The organism is Acutalibacter muris (assembly GCF_002201475.1).
Lineage (GTDB): Bacteria > Bacillota > Clostridia > Oscillospirales > Acutalibacteraceae > Acutalibacter > Acutalibacter muris.
Genome location: NZ_CP021422.1, coordinates 2836136 through 2856883 on the forward strand (window position 1 = coordinate 2836136; position 20748 = coordinate 2856883).

16 protein-coding genes are annotated in these 20748 nt (G+C 60.0%); 14 read left to right on the top strand and 2 right to left on the bottom strand.

The window, feature by feature from the left end; genetic code table 11:
- Positions 1–7: 7 nt before the first annotated feature.
- Positions 8–1909: a glycoside hydrolase family 13 protein gene (locus ADH66_RS14400; protein ID WP_236757050.1), complete on the bottom strand. Its 1902-nt coding sequence runs from the start codon at positions 1907–1909 to the stop codon at positions 8–10.
- Positions 1910–2009: 100 nt separating this feature from the next.
- A complete protein-coding gene (locus ADH66_RS14405) occupies positions 2010–4448 on the bottom strand; it encodes a glycogen/starch/alpha-glucan phosphorylase (RefSeq protein WP_066539320.1) in 2439 nt (812 codons plus the stop codon).
- Positions 4449–4697: 249 nt separating this feature from the next.
- On the opposite strand from ADH66_RS14405, the gene zapA reads away from it, so the two are divergent.
- The 14 genes from zapA (at position 4698) to nrdD (ending at position 20748) form a co-directional block, all read left to right on the top strand.
- A complete protein-coding gene (gene zapA, locus ADH66_RS14410) occupies positions 4698–5405 on the top strand; it encodes a cell division protein ZapA (RefSeq protein WP_066539318.1) in 708 nt (235 codons plus the stop codon).
- The gene (locus ADH66_RS14415; RefSeq protein ID WP_066539316.1) at positions 5398–7470 is read left to right on the top strand and encodes a U32 family peptidase; all 2073 of its coding nucleotides are present in this window, start codon (positions 5398–5400) and stop codon (positions 7468–7470) included. Before zapA ends, ADH66_RS14415 begins: the two co-directional genes overlap by 8 nt.
- 75 nt (positions 7471–7545) lie before the next feature.
- Positions 7546–7980: a dUTP diphosphatase gene (dut, locus tag ADH66_RS14420; protein WP_066539313.1), complete on the top strand. Its 435-nt coding sequence runs from the start codon at positions 7546–7548 to the stop codon at positions 7978–7980.
- Between the two features lie 264 nt (positions 7981–8244).
- On the top strand, positions 8245–9261 hold the full coding sequence (locus ADH66_RS14425; RefSeq protein ID WP_066541915.1) for a rod shape-determining protein: 1017 nt from the start codon (positions 8245–8247) through the stop codon (positions 9259–9261).
- A 3-nt stretch (positions 9262–9264) separates the two neighbouring features.
- A complete protein-coding gene (gene mreC, locus ADH66_RS14430) occupies positions 9265–10155 on the top strand; it encodes a rod shape-determining protein MreC (RefSeq protein WP_066539311.1) in 891 nt (296 codons plus the stop codon).
- On the top strand, positions 10152–10670 hold the full coding sequence (gene mreD / locus ADH66_RS14435) for a rod shape-determining protein MreD (protein ID WP_066539309.1): 519 nt from the start codon (positions 10152–10154) through the stop codon (positions 10668–10670). Before mreC ends, mreD begins: the two co-directional genes overlap by 4 nt.
- A gap of 15 nt (positions 10671–10685) precedes the next feature.
- Entirely contained in the window at positions 10686–13187 is a 2502-nt protein-coding gene (locus tag ADH66_RS14440; RefSeq protein WP_066539307.1) for a penicillin-binding transpeptidase domain-containing protein, read from the top strand.
- Positions 13188–13345: 158 nt separating this feature from the next.
- Positions 13346–14128, top strand: coding sequence for a nucleotide-binding protein (locus ADH66_RS14445; protein ID WP_066539305.1), 783 nt, complete (start codon positions 13346–13348; stop codon positions 14126–14128).
- Positions 14129–14195: 67 nt separating this feature from the next.
- Entirely contained in the window at positions 14196–14594 is a 399-nt protein-coding gene (locus tag ADH66_RS14450; protein WP_066539303.1) for a methylglyoxal synthase, read from the top strand.
- Between the two features lie 25 nt (positions 14595–14619).
- Entirely contained in the window at positions 14620–14745 is a 126-nt protein-coding gene (locus ADH66_RS21365; RefSeq protein WP_257789533.1) for a hypothetical protein, read from the top strand.
- 36 nt (positions 14746–14781) lie between these two features.
- Entirely contained in the window at positions 14782–16068 is a 1287-nt protein-coding gene (gene hisS, locus ADH66_RS14455; RefSeq protein WP_066539298.1) for a histidine--tRNA ligase, read from the top strand.
- A gap of 19 nt (positions 16069–16087) precedes the next feature.
- A complete protein-coding gene (gene aspS / locus ADH66_RS14460; RefSeq protein WP_066539289.1) occupies positions 16088–17875 on the top strand; it encodes an aspartate--tRNA ligase in 1788 nt (595 codons plus the stop codon).
- Between the two features lie 214 nt (positions 17876–18089).
- A complete protein-coding gene (locus tag ADH66_RS14465) occupies positions 18090–20387 on the top strand; it encodes an anaerobic ribonucleoside triphosphate reductase (protein ID WP_066539288.1) in 2298 nt (765 codons plus the stop codon).
- A gap of 166 nt (positions 20388–20553) precedes the next feature.
- Complete coding sequence (gene nrdD / locus ADH66_RS14470; protein ID WP_066539287.1) at positions 20554–20748, top strand: anaerobic ribonucleoside-triphosphate reductase; 195 nt, start codon at positions 20554–20556, stop codon at positions 20746–20748.

A 20748-nucleotide genomic window follows, 5' to 3' on the forward strand; every position in this document is an offset into this window, starting at 1 on the left:
CGGTTTGTCAAGGGGAAGTTTTGATTTCTTTGCAGAATTTCAGCAGCGCACAGCTATATGGACGCAGGACCCGCACGCCCTCGAGATTTTCGCCCAGCACCGGCTTTGCGTTCGACAGATCCAGCGCCAGAGATAGGATGCTCTGGGGCCGCTCACTGCGGTTGACTATCAGCAGAAGGCTCTCTCTAAAAGCGCAGTCCTCCCCCTCGGCGCCGCGCACTACAAAACGCTCCATGACCAGCAGATTACCCTCTGCCGCCGGTATCCGGCAGCCGCCCCGGGCCAGTATGTCCCGGTGCTCACGGCGCATTTTGCCCAGCTTTTTGTACCAATCCAGCAGCTCTTTGTCCTCCCGCCCCCAGGGGTAGCAGGCCCGGTTAAAGGGGTCCCTATAACCCTCAAGGCCCGCCTCGTCGCCGTAATATATGCAGGGCACACCAGGCAGGATATACTGCATCGCCGCGGCCAGCTTCAGGCGCTGCACACCCACCTCTCGCTGCCTGGGGTCCAGCTTTTGGGAGCTCTGCCACTCCCGGCCCCTGCCGTTTGCGGGCTCGCCCCCAAGCACCGTAATGGCCCGCTCGGTGTCGTGGGTGCCGATATGGTTCATCAGAAGCCGAAGGCAGGGCCGCGGGTAGTTTTCCACAATATTCTCCACTGCCTCCCCGAAGGCCGCCGGGTCGCCCCCCAGCAGAAAGCCCAAAATCGCGTCCCGGAAGGGATAGTTCATCACGCTGTCCAGCTGGCCCCCCAGAAGATACCGCCTGCGCACCCCGTAGGCCGACTTGTTGGAGGCGTCCTCCCAGACCTCCCCCAGCACCATGGCGTCTGGATCCTCGGCTTTAGCCGCCTCGGAAAGCCTGTCGATGAACAGGTCTGGCAGCTCGTCGGCCACGTCCAGCCGCCAGCCCGAGGCCCCGGTACGAAGCCACCTGCGCACAATACCGTTTTCGCCATTTATAAACTCGTTATAGCTCTCCTCGGTCTCGTTCACGTTGGGAAGGGTATCGAAGCCCCACCAGCTGTTGTATTCGTTTGGCCAATTTCTGAAATCGTACCACCTATAGTAGGGCGACTCCATGGAATTATAGGCCCCCGGGCCCTCATACCGGCCCTCCCGGTTGAAGTACACGCTGTCGCTGCCGGTATGGCTGAACACGCCGTCTATCATCACGCGTATGCCCATCTCCCCGGCGCTTTGGCACAGGTCCTTAAAGTCCTGCTCCGTGCCCAGCAGGGGGTCTATCTTCATATAGTCCGCCGTGTCATATCGGTGGTTGGAGTGGCTCTCGAACACGGGGTTCAAGTAAATACAGGTTACCCCCAGCTCCTTGAGGTATGGGAGCTTCGCCTCAACGCCCTTTAAGTCCCCGCCGTAGAAGTCCGTGTTGGTAATGCGCCCCTCGTGGTTGGGCCGCCAGTCCGGCTGCTCATACCAGTCCTCGTGATAGGTCCGGCCCGCGGGCAGCTCCCCCTTGTCCCCCCCGGCCTTATAGAACCTGTCGGGGAATATCTGGTACATCACGCCCCCCTCAAGCCAGTCCGGGGTCTTAAAGCCCTGCTGATACACCGTCAGCTGCCAGCGGTATGTGCCGCCGAAGATGGCCTTACCGTGATCCCCTCTGGAGAGTCTCTGCACTCCCCGGCAGGTGCTGGCCTCGAACAGGTAGAAGTACAGCCCCTTATGGTCCGGGGTAAAGTCGCACTCCCACCACTCCCTATCCTCTCCGTTCATGCCGCACCAGAACATATCACAGAGTATGGCAGGTTCGTTTTCCGGCTCCACTATGAGCCGAGCGGCGGAGCAGGACAGCTCCCTTGGCAGGGTCACCCTAAAATGTATGACCCCTCCGGCCTCCACCGCGCCGGTGGGAAAGCGGTACTGCGGATCCCGTGAATTGAACAGCATCTTAACTCCTCCTAAAGGCAGCCCGTTTGGCCGCGCACGCATATAAGCCGGGAGGGGCACAAGTCCCCTCCCCTGTTGTGTGAATTTTTCCCGTGAGATTTTAAAGGCTCATCTTCGCCGCCAAATTCTTCTCCGGCGGCACCGGAGAGCCGTGCCAGATGTTCCCGGCGTAGTCCCGGATGGCCCGGTCGGCGGCAAACCGCCCGGCCCCGGCTATATTTATAAGGGACATACGGTTCCAAAGCCTCTTGTCGTGGTACAAAGCCACGGCCCGGTCCTGGGCCGCCCTATAGGACTGGAAGTCCGCCAAGGCCATATAGCGGTCCTGCTGGATTATGGCCCGGTAGATATCATGGAAGTTCTTGCCCTTTATGCCCTGGTTCAGAGCGTCCAGGGCCCGGCGGATCTGCTGGTCGTGCTGATAGTGCTGCATTGGATTATATCCCGAGCGCTTGACCTCCTCCACCTGGCTGGCGGTCATGCCGAAGAGCAGGATATTCTCGTCCCCCACGGTCTCGTGTATCTCCACGTTGGCCCCGTCCAGGGTGCCAAGGGTAACGGCGCCGTTTATCATGAACTTCATATTGCTGGTGCCTGAGGCCTCTGTGCCCGCAAGGGAGATCTGCTCGCTTATCTCGGCGGCGGGTATAAGGGTCTCGGCCCAGGTGACGCAATAGTTCTCAACGAAAACCACCTTCATCTTGCTGTTTACCCGCTGGTCGTTATTTATCGTGTCCGCAAGGGCGCTGATAAACTGTATGATCTGTTTGGCGAAATAGTACCCGGGCGCGGCCTTGGCCCCGAAGAACCAGGTGCGGGGGGCAAAGTCCGCGTTGGGGTTGTCAAGAAGCCACTGATATGTGGCAAGTATGGACAGGGCGTTCATGTGCTGGCGCTTATACTCGTGCAGGCGCTTCACCTGCACGTCGAAGATGGAGTCCGGGTCCACCACCAGACCCTGGGTGCGCTTCAGGTGCTCCGCAAGCCGCTCCTTATTCTCGTGCTTTATCCTCTCAAGGCGCTCCAGCACAGAGCTGTCGTCCTGATACTTTAAAAGGTCGGAGAGCTTATCCGCGTCGTATATATAGTCCGTCCCAATAAGCTCGGTGATAAGCCCGGACAGCTTCGGGTTGGACTGGCAGAGCCACCGGCGGTGGGCTATGCCGTTGGTGACGTTGGTGAACTTTGCGGGCTCCTCCACGTAGAAGTCGTGGAACAGGTCCTCCTTTAGTATATCGCTGTGCAGGGCGGACACGCCGTTTACGCTGTGGGAGCCGATAACGGCCAGGTTCGCCATTCTCACAAAGCCGTCGCTTATTGGCGCCATGCGGGCGATCTTGCCGTAGTCCACACCCTTATACTTCATCTCCTCCCAGAACCGGCGGTTTATCTCCTCGATTATCTGGTAAATACGGGGCAGGCGCATCTTCACAAGGTCGCACTTCCAGGTCTCCAGGGCCTCGCTCATGACGGTGTGGTTGGTATAGGCCACAGTCTCCTTTACTATCCCCCAGGCCGACTCCCAGTCATAGCCGCACTCGTCCAGCATGACCCGCATCATCTCAGGTATGGCCAGGACCGGGTGGGTATCGTTAAGGTGTATTGCCACCAGCTTCGGCAGGTCGTCCAGGTTGCTGTGGGCAAAGAGGTGCCTTCTTATTATATCCTGCACCGAGGCCGACACCAGGAAATACTGCTGGGTCAGGCGCAGCAGCTTCCCCTCGGCGTGGTCGTCCTCGGGGTAGAGGACCTTGGTTATCACCTCGGCCATGGTCTGCTGCTCCATGGCGCGCATATAGTTGCCGCCCCCAAAGAGGTTCATGTCAAAGGCGTTGTTCTCCGCCTTCCACACCCGCAGAAGGCTTATTCCCCGTCCGTCCTTGCCGGAAACGTACAGATCATAGGGCACGGCCGTGACGGTGGTATAGTCCTTATGCTTTACAGAGTGGTACTGGTCGTTCCACTTCTCCTCGATATGCCCGTCAAAGTGCACCTCTACGGAGTTGTCAGGCACGGCCTGCATCCAGACAGCCCCGCCCGGCAGCCAGAAATCCGGCAGCTCCGTCTGCCAGCCGTCCACCAGCTTCTGCTTGAAAAGGCCGTACTCATACCGAAGGGAATAGCCCATGGCCGGGTACCCCTGGGTGGCAAGGCCGTCCAGAAAGCAGGCGGCAAGCCGGCCCAGACCGCCGTTTCCAAGGCCCGCGTCAGGCTCCTGGTCGTACAGGTGGTCGAGCTTTATACCAAACTCCGAGAGGGCCTCACGCATATTGTCCTCAAGGCCCAGGTTATAAAGGTTATTCTTCAGCGAGCGCCCAAGCAAAAATTCCATGCACAGATAATAGATACGCTTTGTCTCCGTACGCACGGCGTTCTGCTGGAACTCCGCGCGGCCCTTGGCCATCAGCTCCCGGACTATCAAGGCCACGGCTTTATAATATTCCTCATTGGTGGCGTTCTGAAGCGATACGCCAAAGGTGTGGGACAGCTTATCCCGTATGGCCTCCTTGATCTGTAAGACCGATAAAGAGTAATTCATTACAACATTCCTCCATCTTATAAAATATATATGTATTATGTATAATATGTGGGAAAGGAAGGTCCTCTTGCCTTGCTGCTCAAGTGTAATATATGGATTATACACTAAATTAGCGGAAAATGCAACCGCAATATGGAATTTGGGCGCAGAGAAAGAAAATTTTTGTCAAAAAGCCCTTTTCTCCCGCTTAGTTTTGCTCTATAATATAAATATAGCCAATATATCTTGGGGAAAGGATTTGATTCTTTTATGGATAAACGACGGGTCCGTCTGAATATAAACGGCGTGGTCTGCGGGCTTATCACAGGCGAGAGCGAGGAATATATGCAGACCCTGGCCGACGAGGTGGGCGACCTGATGAAGCAGGTCATGGACGCCTCCCCCTTTATCACCAGGGAGGCCGCCGCCCTTACGGCCGCTCTGAGCATCTGCGACGACTGCCACAAAAACGCGGAGCTGGCGGCGAAGCTTCGGGAACGGTGTGAAGAGCTGGAGGTGGAGGCGGAGCTATGGCAGGAGGAGAAGGTGGAACTCCTAAAATCCGCCGTGGACACCCAGAAGGACGCGCAGCTGGCCGAGAAGGCCGCGCGCCTCTCTGAAAAGGCCAGCCGGCTGGAGACGGAGAACACCCGCCTTGAGGAGCATATCCAGCGCCTGAAGGAGTTCGAGACCCGGGCCCTGGCCCTGGAGGACGAGAACGCCGCCCTGCGCCAGAGCGCTATTGCCGCCTCTGGGCCCTCCCGGAGGGAGGGTGATCTGGAGGCCCAGAACCGGGAGCTTACCAGCAGACTGGCCGCTCTGGAGGAGCGCTTGGCCCAGGCGGGCAAGGAGCCTGAGTCAAAGCCCGCCGCACCAAAGTCCCCGGTAAAACGCCGCCGTGGCAACCCCCTGCGCCAGGAGCCCGACATGGAGCAGGAGGGCATGGTCAGCTTCTTCGAGACCCGGGCCGATGAGTAAGCCCATAGAGGTGCTGTCCCCCGCGGGGGGCTGGCCGGCTCTTGAGGCCGCAGTGCGGGCCGGGGCGCAGGCGGTATACCTGGGTGGGCCCCAGTTCGGGGCCAGGGCCGGGGCGCAGAACTTCTCCCGGGAGGAGCTTTCGGAGGCGGTAAGATACTGCCATCAGCGCGGGGTGCGGGTCCATGTGACCGTGAACACCCTTATAAAGGACAGTGAGCTGCCAGAGGCCCTGGACCTTGTGAAATTCCTCTGCTCCATATCGGTGGACGCGGTGCTGGTCCAGGACATGGGCCTGCTGCATCTTATAAGGGAGCGGGCCCCGGGCCTTACTGTTCACGCCTCCACCCAGATGAGCCTGCACACCCCGGCAGGGGTGCGGCTCCTGAAGGCGCTGGGTGCAAAGAGGGCGGTGCTGGCAAGAGAACTGAGCCTTTCGGAGATAAAGGAGATATCCGAAGGCTGCGATATCGAGCTGGAGGGCTTCGTCCACGGGGCCCTTTGTATGTGCGTCTCCGGCCAGTGCTATCTCAGCGCCCTGCTGGGTGGACGCTCCGGCAACCGGGGCCAGTGCGCCCAGCCCTGCCGTCTGCCCTTCGGGGCCCCGGGCGGCACCGGGCACGATCTGTCTCTTAAAGATCTGAGCTATATAAATAGTATAGGAGAGCTTCAGAAGGCCGGGGTCTGCTCGGCAAAGATAGAGGGCCGCATGAAGCGCCCGGAGTATGTGGCGGCGGCCACGGCGGCCTGCCGGCTGGCGGCGGAGGGCCGGCCCGTGCCGGAGGAGCTCTCCTCTGCCCTTGGGGCCGTGTTCTCCCGCTCGGGCTTTACGGACGGCTATATCAACGCCCGGCGGGGCCGGGAGATGTTCGGCACCCGGACAAAGGAGGACGTGACCGCCGCCACGGAAAAGGTGCTCTCCGGCCTTCGGGAGCTCTACAGGAAGGAGCGGCAGAGCGTGCCCGTGGACCTGGCTCTAAGCTTTGAGGGCGGCCAGATAACCCTTGGGGCCTCCTGCGCCGGGCATACTGTGTTTGCCGCCGGCAAACTTCAGCAGAACGCCCCTATATATAATAGTATACCCAAAGAGCGCTGTATAAGTCAGCTGCAAAAAACCGGCGGCACGCCCTTTACTGCCCGCAGCGTCACCGTGCCGGAGGAGGGCGTGCCCCTCCCTGTGTCAGAGCTGAACCGGCTGCGCCGGGAGGCCCTTGAGGCCCTGCTGGAGGCCCGGGGGCGTAGAAAGCCCATACCCTTTACTGATGCGCCCCTTCCCTCCCCCGGCCCCTTCAAAAGGCCTAAGGGCCCCCTCCCCATACGTGCCGTCCTGCGGGACCCAGGGCAGTTTTGCCCGGAAATGCGGGAGTGCGAGGCGGTCTGCCTGCCCCTTGAGACCGCCCCCGAAAAGCTCTCGGCTTTACGCGCTATGGGCCTGCGGCTCATACTGGACCTGCCCCGGGCCATGTTCGGCCGGGAGCGGGAGCTGCGCGAGCTCATGGAGCAGCGTAAAGATCAGGGCTTCACAGAGTACCTCTGCGGGAACCTGGGGGCCCTTGAGCTCTGCCGGGAGCTGGGCGTCACAGCCCATGGGAGCTTCTCCCTGAACGTCGCCAACACCCCCGCCCTTATGGCCTTTGAAAGCCTGGGCCTTGAGAGCGCCGAGGTAAGCCTTGAGCTCTCCGGGCGGGAGATTGCCGGCCTTGGGGCGGGGCTCCGGCGGGGCGTGACCGCCTATGGGCGGCAGGCTTTAATGCTCACCAGGAACTGCCCCCTCTGTAATTCTCCCAAGGGGTGCCTGGGGTGTAAAGCCCCAGGCTGTCTCACCGACCGCAAGGGGAAAACCTTTCCTATCACGTGCCGGGAGCGGGGAAAATACGGTGTTGAGCTTTTGAACAGCGTGCCAATTTGGCTGGGGGATATGCAGGAGGAGCTGGCCTGCGACTTTGCGGTACTGCGTTTTTCTGTGGAAAACTCTGTGGAATGTGGGGAAATCTTCCGGGCGTTCCGGGGCGGGATAAGCCTAAACGCCGCCTATACCCGGGGACTTTTCCGCCGGGGTGTGCTTTAATGTGGAAAACCCGGTGGAAAATGTTGATAAAGTACCGCCGCTTTACAAGAAATGTGGAAAACTGGAGGCTTTTACATGGAGATACCTTTTGTCAAACTAAAGCCGGGCTGCCTTACGCCCAGCCGCCAGACGGCCGGCAGCGCGGGCTGTGACCTTTGCGCCTGTATACCCGGCCCCCAGGTCCTGCGCCCCGGGGAGGTGTTCCTGGTCCCCCTGGGCTTTGCCGCTGAGATACCCCAGGGGTATGCGGGCTTTGTCTTTTCAAGGAGCGGCCTGGGCTCCAAAAGGGGCGTTGTGGTGGCCCAGGGGGTGGGCGTAATAGACAGCGACTACCGGGGGGAATGGCTGGTGCCCCTTCGGAACCTTGGGACAGCGGACTACGTGATAGAGCCCGGGGAGCGCATAGCCCAGGTGGTGTTCCTGCCCGCGGCTCCGGGGGAATTTGTGGAGACCGGGGAACTTTCCGGCACCAAAAGAGGCCAAGGGGGATTTGGCAGCACCGGCTGTTAACACGGCGGGATATCTTGTGCCAATCTCTTCCAAAAAGCTATACATCTTCGGTTATTCCCGGATTTTGAGGGGGCTTTGGAAGTTTTTTGTTGAGAATCCGGGTGAAATGCGGTATAATGGGTTTAGTTATGGGTTGTATTTTGAAATATCCAGGCATTTCCTGGGAACACTTTAGTAGGCGCGACTTTACATTTGCTACCGGCCCGGCCGGGGAAAGGCAGGTCATTTATGGCAGGATTTTCCAGCTTTCTCTCTATGTTTTCCATGTTTTCAAAGGATATCGGCATAGACCTTGGCACGGCGAACACCCTGGTGTTCATGCGCGGCAAGGGCATAGTCATGCGCGAGCCCTCGGTGGTGGCGGTTGACGTGCGCACCGACGAGGTGCTGGCCGTGGGCAAGCAGGCCAAGGAGATGCTGGGGCGCACACCTGGCTCAATAGTGGCCGTGCGGCCCCTGAAGGACGGTGTTATCGCGGACTTCGACGTGACCGCCGCCATGCTCAAGTATTTTATCAAAAAGGCCCTACGCTCGGGCGCCCTGGCCCGGCCCAGGATAATAATCTGCATCCCCTCCGGGGTGACGGAGGTGGAGCGCCGGGCCGTTGAGGACGCTGCGCGCCAGGCGGGCTCCAACAACGTGGACCTGATGGAGGAGCCCATGGCCGCCGCCGTGGGCGCGGGCTTACCCGTGGCCGAGGCCACCGGCAGCATGGTGGTGGACATCGGCGGCGGCACCTCTGAAGTGGCTGTAATATCCCTTGGGGATATTGTCACGGCCGTGTCCGTGCGCATGGCCGGGGACAAGTTTGACGAGGCCATCGTCACCTACGTGAAGAAGAAGTACAACCTGCTTATAGGCGAGCGCACCGCCGAGGAGATCAAAATGCGCATAGGCTCCGCCTTCCCCACCGAGGAGACCATCAACGCCTTTGTGGAGATAAAGGGCCGGAACCTGGTGGACGGACTTCCCAAGAACGTGACCATACACGCCGACGAGGTCCGAGAGGCCCTTGCGGACAGCGTGATGGTGGTGGTGGACGCCATAAAGGAGACCCTGGAGCAGACCCCGCCCGAGCTTGCCGCGGACATTATCGACCGGGGCATTATGCTCACCGGCGGCGGCGCGCTTTTAAAGGGCCTGGACAGGCTTGTGAGCCAGGAGACGGGCATACCCGTCCACGTGGCGGAGCGACCCCTGGACTGCGTGGTGGAGGGCACGGGCAAGAGCCTTGAGATCGAGCTGCCCAAGTCCTATTACCGCACCAGCCGGAGAAAATAAGCCGTGAGAGATTTTCTTAAGGCCGGCTCCTTCAAGGTGCTCATCATCACGGTGGTGGTGCTCTTGGGGCTTATTATCTACACCGCCTCGGCCGGCGGCTCCCTTATCGCCAGCATACTGGGCTTTGTGTCCACGCCGATGCAGTCCGTGGCCACGGACCTTACCGACGGGGTCACGGAGTTTTTAGACATAGACGGCCTTACAAAGGACGAGCTCAAGGCTCTGGTGGCCGCCCTTCAGGAGGAGAACAGCCAGCTTTATGACAAGCTCATCGACTACACCCAGATGGAGCAGGAGAATGAGCGCCTGAAGGTGCAGCTGCATATAAGCGAGCAGCGGCCCGAAAACGAGATGCGCTCCGCCGCCGTCATAGGCCGGGACCCCAACGACCCCTTCTCCGGGTTCTCTATCGGTATCGGCACCCTCTCAGGAGTCAGCGAGGGGGACCCGGTGATAACCGACAAGGGGCTTGTGGGCGTGGTCACCAGCGCCTATGCCACCACCAGCAAGGTGGAGTGCTTACTGAGCGAGAACGTGAACGTGGCCGCCGTCTCCATCGACAAGCGGGAGAGCGGGCTCATCGGCTGCAACATAACCATGGCGAGCTCCGGACTTCTGCGCCTTGACTACCTTACCGGGGAAACCGCCCTCACACAGGGCGACATAATCACCACCTCCGGCGAGGGCGGAGTGTACCCCGCGGACCTGAAGATAGGCGTTGTGGAGAGCGTGGAGAAATCCGAGACCGACGTGTCCAAATACGCGGTGGTGCGGCCCTTTGAGGACCTGGCCTCTGTCAAAGAGGTGCAGGTCATAATCTCCTTCCCCGGCCAGGGGGAGGACGATACCGTTACCCAGCCGGACCCGGGGGACAGCGAGGAGGACGCGGAATGAGGGACCTTAACCGTATCGTGCGCAGCTTGGCCTTCGTGCTGGAGCTTTTGGTGCTGTTTATGCTGCAGGAGACGCCGGGCCTTCTGCCCCACGTGTATGGGGCCCGGCCTGTGCTGGTGCTGCCCGCCGCGGCCGTTATAGCCATGTTTGAGGAGGAGACCCGGGCTATGGCCTTCGGCGTAGCGGCCGGGCTTTTCTGCGATTTCGGCTACTCCGGCGTTCTGGGCTTTCACGCCCTGGTGATGGGTGTGCTGTGCTTTTTCATAAGCCTGCTTGTAAGGACCTTCCTACAGGTCAACCCCGTGACGGCTATGCTGACGGGCATTGTGGCCCTGGGGCTCGCCTTTGGGGCCCAGTGGCTTTTCTTCTACTATTTCCACTATTCCTCGCCGGGCTATGCCCTGCGTATGCACTATCTGCCCAAGTACCTGTATACTTTGATCTTTGTGCCGCTCTTGTACCTGTTGAACAGGGCCCTGGCGGAGGCCCTGCCCGGGGAGGAGTTGCTGCCATAGAAGGAGGTGGGCGCTTTGAAGCTGCCCAGGATAAGGATAGGGCGCACCGGCGCCTGTATCCTGTTTGTATGCGTTTTCTTTTTCATTTATGTGTTACAGCTGGCCAACTGGCAGCTTATAAACGGCAATCTGTATCTTCAGGAGGCCATGAGCAACCGCACGGACGCGGTGGAGATAAGCGCCGCCCGGGGCGAGATACTGGACCGGGACGGCAATGTGCTGGCCGGAAACCACACGGTATACGAGGTCATCTATAACGCCCTTTATATGGACGACTCCCAGCGCAACTCCACTATTCTGGAGGTCACCGACCTTCTGGAGGAGCGGGGGGAATCCTGGCGGGACCTCCTGCCCATAGAGCTGGACGAGGAGGGGAACTACCGCTTTAAGGAGGACGGCAGCGAGGAGGACGACGAGGTCGGAGACCTGAAAACCTTCCTGAACCTGGCGGACTACGCCACCGCCGACGACTGCATGGAGGAGCTCTCAAAGCGCTACCACTACCAGGGCCACTCCAAGGAGGACACCCGCACGGTGGCCTCCGTAAGGTACTGCATGACCTCCGAGAACTTCTCCATATACGAGCCCTTTGTCATAGCCTCCGGCGTGTCCCCGGAGACGGTGGGGGTTTTCGGGGAGTACCAGGACCGCTGGCAGGGCATAGAGACCCGGGTAAGCGTGGAGCGGTACTATCCCGACGGCACCATCGCCCCCCATATCATCGGCTATACCTGGACTATAGACGACAAGACCTATGAGGAGATGGAGAAGAACGGCCGGATATACGACAGCGAAAAAAACGTGGCCGGGTACAAGCCCGACGAGAAGATAGGCTCCGTGGGGGCCGAGGCCGCTTTCGAGGAGGACCTGCGGGGCACCAGGGGTCTTAGGGCCGTGTTCACCGACGAGAACGGCGACGTGGTGACCACCGCCATCAAGGAGCAGCCCGAGCAGGGCCACACCGTCCGGCTGACCCTGGACTCCAATATGCAGCGGGTGACGAACCGCTCCCTGGAGCAGAACATAAAGGCCAACAAGAACACCGGCCTGAAGGGCGACGACCGGGCCCACGACTGCCGGGCGGGGGCGGCGGTGGCCATCGACCTTGAGGACTTCGGGGTGCTGGCCTGCTCCTCCTACCCCAGTTATGACGAGAACCTGTACCTTACGGACAGCGACTACCGCACAGCCGCCCTCATGGACGAGGACCAGTCCCTTTTCTGCCGGGCCCTCAACGGCGTATACGCCCCCGGCTCGGTGTTCAAGCCCATGGTGGCCATCGCGGGGCTTCAGGAGGGAGTCATGAGCGACGGCGACGGTCTCTATGACTGCGACGGCCCGGGCCTTGTGGGCGTGTTCGAGTACCATGACCTGAAGCTGCACTGTACCGACAAGCACGGCTGGGCCAACCTGTACGAGGCCATCGCCGGGTCCTGCAACTGCTACTTTGCCAAGCTGGGCCTGGACCTGGGCATAAAGCGTCTTGACGCCTACGCCAACTATTTCGGCCTTGGGTCCCTGACCGGGGTGGAGCTCTCCGAGTCCGTGGGCAATATGACCAGCCCCCAGAGCTATCAGCAGATACACAGCGAGCGCGGCGATGAATGGACCGACGGCAACACCGCCCAGGCGGCCATCGGTCAGGCGGACAACTGGTTTACCACCATGCAGCTGGCCGCCTATACGGCCACTATCGCCAACAACGGCGTGCGCATGAAGGCCCACTTCCTGGAGGAGGTCACCGACTATTCCCGCCAGGATCTGGTGCGCCGGTACGAGCCCGAAGTGCTCTACGACGCCATGCTCTCCCCCGAGGCCCTCGGGGTGGTGCGCCAGGCCATGATACAGACCTCCCTCACCGGCACGGCCCGCCGGGTCTTCTCAGACTACCCGGTGGCCGTGGCCTGCAAGACCGGCACGGCCCAGACCTCCGGCCTTGACTGGGAGGACGGCGGCACCGAGGAGAACATCAGCTTCATCGCCTACGCCCCGGCCGAGGACCCAAAGATAGCCGTGGCCGTGGTGCTGGAGCACGGCCGCTCCGGCTCCTACGCCATGAACGTGGCAAAAGATATGCTGGACTACTACTTCGGGTTCTACACCTGGGACAAGGAGGGCAATAAGTTCGACCAGGAGGGCAATCAGGTGGACGACGAGGGCAAGATAATAAAGACCAAGGAGGAGCTTGATAAGGCTAAGGCCAGCCCCTCCCCCACCCCCACGGAGGGCCCTGAGGGCGGCGATAACAAGGGGACCGGAGAGACCGAACCCACGCCCACACCCGCTCCCAAGCGCGGCAGCGATATCCCGGACCATATCTTTACCGGCGGCTCTGTGCCCGCAGATAACCCGGAGGAGGGCAGCTCCCCCGAGCCGGCCCCGACGCCGGCCCTTGATACGCCCTACTATACCGGCGGCGCGGCCCCGACCCCCTCGCCCTCCCCCGCCCCCGACGGCAGCGGCGAGGACGGAGACGGCTCCGGGGACAACGGAGACGGATCAGGAGACAGCTCCTAGAGACAAGAGTTGGCTTAACGGCCAACTCTCACAAAAAAATATTTAACAAAGTTCGCCCCGCAAATTTGTGCAGGGCGAATATAATTTCAAAAAAGCGTGTTTTGTTTTTGACAAATCACGTTCTATGTGGTAAGATGTATGATAAGGCGGTGTTCAGCATGGGAATTGCAACGGTAATCACCTCTGGAAAGGGCGGCGTGGGTAAATCCACCGCCGCCGTGGGCCTTGGCCGGGCGCTGGCCGCCCGGGGCCGCAGAGTCCTTCTGGTGGACTGTGACGCGGGGCTTCGGGGCCTTGACAGGCTGTCGGGCACGGAGAGCGAACTGGTATACGACATCTCCGACGTGGTCTTTGGCCGGTGCTCCCCCGCACAGGCTATCTATCCCTGCCAGGAGGCCGGGGACAGGAGGGCCGAGAACCCGGAGGACGACTCCCGGGGGCTGTTCCTGCTGCCGGCCCCGGTCCGGGTGGAGGATATGGTGCGTCCACCGGTGATGCGGCGGCTGATACCCCTTTTAAAGCGATACTACGACCATGTGCTGCTGGACTCCCCGGCAGGGGTGGGCATGGGGTTCCAGTCGGCGGCCTGCGCCGCGGACAGAGCCCTGGTGCTCTGTGGTCCGGACCCAGTGTCCGTGCGCAGCGCGGCAAGGGTGCGGCTGCTTTTGCAGCAACTGGATATTAAGGATATGCGGCTTATAATCAACCAGTTCGATCGGGGCCTTTTCCGGGCGACCGGGGCCTATAGCGACCTGGACGGCGTTATCGACGCGGCGGGCATACAGCTCTGCGCCCTGGTGCCCCTGGACCACAGCCTTGCGGCGGCCCTTCTGCGGGGTAAACCCGCGCCGGAGAGTTCCCCGGGGAGGCTGGCTTTAAGCCGCGCGGCGGCAAGGCTTGAGGGGGAGAGCGTGCCCATGCCCGCATGGTATCTCGGCTAGGAGATAGGGCAAATTTTAGCATATTTTTATATAAATATGTATTTTTTATAACCGGGAGGAGTTCATTATGCACATTGCATTAACTGCCCACGACGCAAAGAAGGAACTGATGGTACAGTTCTGCATTGCCTATTGCGGCATACTCAGCCGCCACTCGCTGTGCGGGACGGGCACCACCGGTAAGATGGTCTCTGAGGCCACAGGGCTCAAATTGCAGCGCTTTTTAAGCGGGCCCCAGGGCGGCGACCAGCAGATCGCGGCCAGGATATCCTGCGACGAGATCGACCTGCTGCTGTTTTTTAGGGACCCTTTGAACCCCCAGTCCAACGAGCCCAGCGCGCTGAACCTGCTGCGGCTGTGCGATATGCACAACATCCCCGTGGCGACGAATATAGCCACGGCCGAGGTGCTTATCCACGGGCTGGAGCGCGGGGACCTGGACTGGAGAGACTTTGTGAAGCCGTAATAACGAGGGAGCGTTAAATATAAATATGTCTGAGAGCTCCAGGCTCATAATCGGTCTGCGCGAAAAGGGCTGGACCGGCACTGAGATAGCCGGCTTTATCCTGTGGATAGAGACCGGCGACGAAAAGTACCGGCCGAAGAAGGCCGAATAATTTAACAGTAATATGCAATAGAAAGAAGTTATAAAAATGAACCTGATAACCAAAGCCCCCAAGGGCACCCAGGACCTGACCCCCGAAAAGACCCGCCGATGGCAGGCGGCGGAGCAGGTGCTCATAAGCGAGGCCCGGCTCAACGGCTTCGGCGAGATACGCACCCCGGCCTTTGAGCACACGGAGCTGTTCCAGCGGGGCATGGGCGACGTGACCGACGTGGTGGAAAAGCAGATGTACACCTTCGAGGACAAGGGGGGGCGCTCCGTCACCCTGCGGCCCGAGGGCACGGCGGGAGCCGTGCGGGCCATGCTGGAAAACGGGCTCTATAACGCCGGATACCCGGTGAAGCTCTACTATAACCTTCCCTGCTATAGGTACGAGAAGCCCCAGGCCGGGCGTATGCGGGAGTTCCGCACCTTCGGCGTGGAGGTCTTCGGCGCGGCGGAGCCCCTAGCGGACGCACAGATAATCGCCATGGCCATGTCGGCCTTCAAGCGCCTGGGCCTTGAGGACGTGGGGTTGCAGCTAAACTCCATCGGCTGCCCGGAGTGCCGCAGGGAGTACCATAAGGCCTTAAAGGACTATTTCACGGCGAATAAGGACAAGCTCTGCGATACCTGCCTGTCAAGGCTTGACCGCAACCCCCTGCGCATACTGGACTGCAAGAATCCGGAGTGCAAGGAGCTTGCGAAGGACGCCCCGGTGATAACCGACTACCTCTGCGCGGACTGCCGGGAGCACTTCGGCAAGGTGCAGGAGTATCTGACGGCGCTGGGGATAGAATACGAGCTGGACCCAGGCCTGGTGCGGGGCCTGGACTACTACACCCGCACGGTGTTCGAGTTCCCCTCAAAAAGCCTGGGCTTTGCTCTGGGCGGCGGCGGGCGTTACGACGGCCTGGTGGAGGAGATGGGCGGCAGCCCCACGCCGGGGCTGGGCTTCGGCTTGGGTATGGACAGGATAATGCTGGCCCTGGAGGAGGGAAGGGTGGAGTTCCCGGAGGAGGATAAGTGCGAGGTCTACATCGCCGCCATGGGCGATAAGGCCCAGGTAAAGGCCCTGGCGCTCACAGACACCCTTCACCGCTGCGGCATAACCGCCGACTGCGATATCTGCGGCCGGGGCTTAAAAGCCCAGATGAAGTATGCCGGTAAAATTGGCGCGAAGTTCAGCATGGTGCTGGGGGAGGACGAGCTGGCCTCCGGCATGGCCGCGCTTAAAGATATGTCCAGCGGCGAGACCAAAAAGGTCCGCGTCGGCGAGGGCTTTGTGGACGACTACCTGACCTTCTCCACAGCCCAGGACGATCTCAGTTTTTAAATATTTGGAGTGATTTGATATGCTCAGAACACATAACTGCGGCGAGCTCCGTCTGGAGAACGCCGGGGAAACCGTCACCCTCTGCGGCTGGCTGGAGAACCTGCGCGAGGTGGGCGGCGGCATAGCCTTTCTGGTGCTTCGGGACTTTTTCGGCACCACCCAGGTGGTCCTTGAGACCCCGGAGCTTCTGGCTCAGGTAAAGGCCCTTAATAAGGAGACCACCATCTCCGTCACCGGCACCGTCCGGGAGCGCACCAGCAAGAACCCAAAGCAGCCCACCGGGGACATAGAGATAACCCCCACAAAGCTAGAGGTGTTGGGGCGCTGCCAGTATAACGAGCTGCCCTTCGAGATAAACTTCTCCCGGGACGCGGACGAGTCCCAGAGGTTAAAATACCGCTATTTAGATTTGCGCAACCCCAACGTGAAGGGCAATATCGTCCTGCGCAGCAAAGTCGTCTCTGCCCTGCGCCGGGCCATGGAGCAGGAGGGCTTTTTGGAGATAACCACCCCCATTCTGACGGCCTCCTCACCCGAGGGCGCCCGGGACTACCTGGTGCCCTCCCGCAAGCACCCCGGCAAATTCTACGCCCTGCCCCAGGCCCCCCAGCAATTCAAGCAGCTTTTAATGGCCTCCGGCTTTGACAAATATTTCCAGATAGCCCCCTGCTTCCGGGACGAGGACGCCCGTGGCGACCGCTCCCCCGGGGAGTTCTACCAGCTGGACATGGAGATGGCCTTCGCGGGCCAGGAGGACGTGTTCAGGGTGATAGAGGCGGTGCTGCCGCCGGTATTCAGGGACTTTGGCGTATACGGCCAGCGTGTCTCTGAGGGGCCCTTTAAACGTATACCCTTTTTGCAGGCCATGGAGGACTACGGCAGCGACAAGCCCGACCTGCGCATAGACTTACTTATCAAGGACGTGACAGAGCTCCTCTCCGGCTGCGGCTTTGGGCCCTTTGAGGGGAACGTGATAAAAGCCGTACCCGTTTCCGGCTGCGACCTGACCCGCAAGGCCATCGACAAGCTCTGCGCTGAAGTGGAGGTTCAGACCGCCCAGAAGACCTACTGGTTCAAACTGGACGAGAAGGGCGAGATCGCCGGGGGCATAGCCAAGTTCATAAACGCCGACCCGGCCCTCTGCGAAAAAGTGAAAAGCGAGCTGGCTTTACAGCCCGGCTCTCTGGTGATGCTCTCCGCGGGCAAAAAGGCTGTGGCCCAGAAAACGGCGGGCGTGGCGCGTAAGCTTTTAGGCGCAGCCTGCCCCGGGCATATGGACGAAAAGCAATACGCGCTATGTTGGATAGTGGACTTCCCCATGTACGAGATAGGCGAGGAGAGCGGAGAGCTCCAGTTCGGCCATAACCCCTTCTCCATGCCCCACGGCGGCAAAGAAGCCCTCCTGAAGGCCGAGCGGGGCGAGCTGGACCCCCTGGACATCAGGGCCTGCCAGTATGACCTGGTGTGTAATGGTTATGAGCTTGCCAGCGGGGCCGAGCGGAACTACGACCCGGAGATAATGGTGAAGGCCTTCGAGCTTGTAGGGCTTTCTGAGGAGGACGTGCGGGGCAAGTTCCCTGCTATGTACAACGCCTTCTGCTATGGCGCGCCGCCCCATGCCGGGGCCGCCCCGGGAGTGGACCGGCTGATAATGCTCCTCACGGGGGAGACCTTCATCCGGGAGGTCATCGCCTTCCCCATGAACCAGAGCGCCCAGGACGTGATGATGGGAGCTCCCTCGGCTGTCACCGAGGGCCAGCTGCGGGAACTAAATATAGCCGTCACAAAAGCGGAGGAAGGATATTAAAAATCCCGATAAACGGCTGAATATCAACGAAAACCGCACACTTAGGCCCCACCTTAGGGGCCTAAGTGTTCTCTACATATTGGGGTATTGCCGAAAATGAATTAAAATAATGCACAAGATATAGTTGACTTTCTCGCCGGTTTGGCATATAATAGAAGCTGCCCCCCAAAGGGGCTATTACCACGTTCACCGTGGGAAGGAGAATGTTTCCAAAATGCCAAAGAAAATTATCAAACGCAACGGCGAGCAGGTCCGCTTCGACGCGGCCAAGATACGGGCGGCCATTTTCAAGGCCAACGTGCGTATCGCCACAGAGCGCTTCAGCGACAGGGACCTGGACGACCTGACCGCCAAGGTGGTGGAGGAGCTTGAGAGTATGGAGTCCACTCCCACCGTGGAGCAGACCCAGGACGTTGTGGAGGAGAAGCTCATCGCCGCCGACTACGCCAAGACCGCCAAGGCCTACATCCTGTACCGGGCCCAGCACCAGCGCCTTAGGGAGATGGACGACGAGCTGGTAAAGATCTACTCGGCCCTGACCTTCGTGCCCGCAGAGGATGTGGACCTCAAAAGGGAGAACGCCAACATCAACGCCGACACCGCCATGGGCACCATGCTTAAGTACGGCAGCGAGGGGGCCAAGAGCTTCTATGACAAGTACGTTATCCCGCCCCACCTTTCAAAGGCCGATGCGGACGGCGACATACACATCCACGACAAGGACTTCTACACCCTTACGGAGACCTGCTGCCAGATAGACCTGATAAAGCTCTTTAAAAACGGCTTTTCCACCGGCCACGGCTACCTTAGGGAGCCCAAGGATATCCGCAGCTACGCGGCGCTGGCGTGCATAGCCATACAGGCCAACCAAAACGAGATGCACGGCGGCCAGAGTGTGCCCAACTTTGACTACTCCATGGCCCAGGGCGTGGACAAGACCTACCATAAGGAGTATCTTAAAGCTCTTATACAGTTCTTCCAGCTTCGGAAGGATATGCCCCACGGCCAGGCCGAGGCCATGATAGACCGGGCGGCCCTGGAGCTGCACTATAAGGTCACCATGAAGAATGTGGACAAATATGGCAAGTCCTTTGCCGACTTCCTGCCCCAGCACCAGAAGGAGTGCGGGTTTGAGGAGATAACCTGGGAGGAGGCCAGCGACGCCGCCGCCTATGCCAAGGAGACCGCCTGGCGGGAGACGGACAAGGCCACCTATCAGGCCATGGAGGCCCTGGTGCACAACCTTAACACCATGAATTCCCGGGCCGGGGCCCAGGTGCCCTTCTCCTCCATAAACTACGGCACGGACACAAGCGAGCAGGGACGCATGGTTATGAGGAATCTGCTGCTGGCCACCGAAGCGGGCCTTGGGGACGGAGAGACTCCCATCTTCCCGGTGCAGATCTTCAAGGTGAAGGAGGGTATAAACTATAACCCCGAGGACCCCAACTACGACCTGTTCAAGCTGGCCATGAGGGTCTCTGCAAAGCGGCTCTTCCCCAACTTCAGCTTTATCGACGCTCCCTTCAACCTGCAATATTACAAGAAGGGCGACTACGACACGGAGATAGCCTATATGGGCTGCCGCACCAGGGTCATGGGCAACGTCCACGACCGCAAGCACGAGACCACCTGCGGCCGGGGGAATCTGAGCTTCACCTCGGTGAACCTGCCCCGCATAGGCATCGAGGCCAATAAGGACATAAAGAAATTCTACGAGATACTGGACCAGCGCATAGATATGTGCGTGGAGCAGCTTCTTCACCGCTTCAAGATACAGTGCAGCAAGAAGGCCTATAACTACCCCTTCCTAATGGGCCAGGGGGTGTGGATAGACTCCGACAACCTGGACCGCAACGACTCCGTGGCCGAGGTCCTGAAGCACGGCACATTGTCCGTGGGCTTCATCGGCCTTGCGGAGACTTTGGTGGCCCTTACCGGCAAACACCACGGGGAGAGCGAGGAGAGCTATAAGCTGGGCCTTGAGATTATAACATATATGCGCAAGCGTATGGATAAGCTCTCTAAGGAGACCGGCCTGAACTTTACGCTGCTTGCCACCCCGGCCGAAGGGCTCTCCGGCACCTTTACACGGATAGACAAGAAGAAGTACGGCATAATAAAGGGCATCACCGACCGGGACTACTACACCAACTCCTTCCATGTGCCAGTGTACTACCCCATTTCCGCCTTTGAGAAGATACAGAAGGAGGCCCCCTTCCACGCCCTGACCAACGCCGGGCATATCAGCTATGTGGAGCTGGACGGGGACGTTTGCAAGAACCTGGACGCCTTCGAGAGCATTATCCGCTGCATGAAGGAGGCGGGCATAGGCTACGGCTCGGTGAACCACCCGGTGGACCGGGACCCGGTCTGCGGGTACAACGGCATAATAGACGACGTGTGCCCCCGCTGCGGGCGGCGCTCCGGCGAGGGGGTGCCCCTGGAGAAGCTGGATGAGCTGAGAAAGAAGTACCACGATGTGCCGGACTACTCGGGGCTGATAAGCTGATTTTTTGAAGTAATATAAAGCCTTCAGTTCGCGCAGCGAACTCTCGGCCGCGCCCTACGGCAAGGTCGTGGGGCTCTGCCCCACACCCTGCAAGGGGCCTAACGCCCCTTGACCGCGCAAATAAATCACTAATTTACGTATAATAAAAACTTAGGAGGAAACTATCATGACTACAAGACAAGAAGCAGGCATCGTTGGCACCAAGGAGATTTTAGTGGGCGAAGGCCGCGAGTTCGAGCGCATCCGCCGCATCACCGGGTACCTGGTGGGCACCATTGACCGCTGGAACAACGCCAAGCGCGCCGAGGAGAAGGACCGGGTGAAGCACGGCATGGGCTGCCCCTGCGACCGGGAGGCCTGA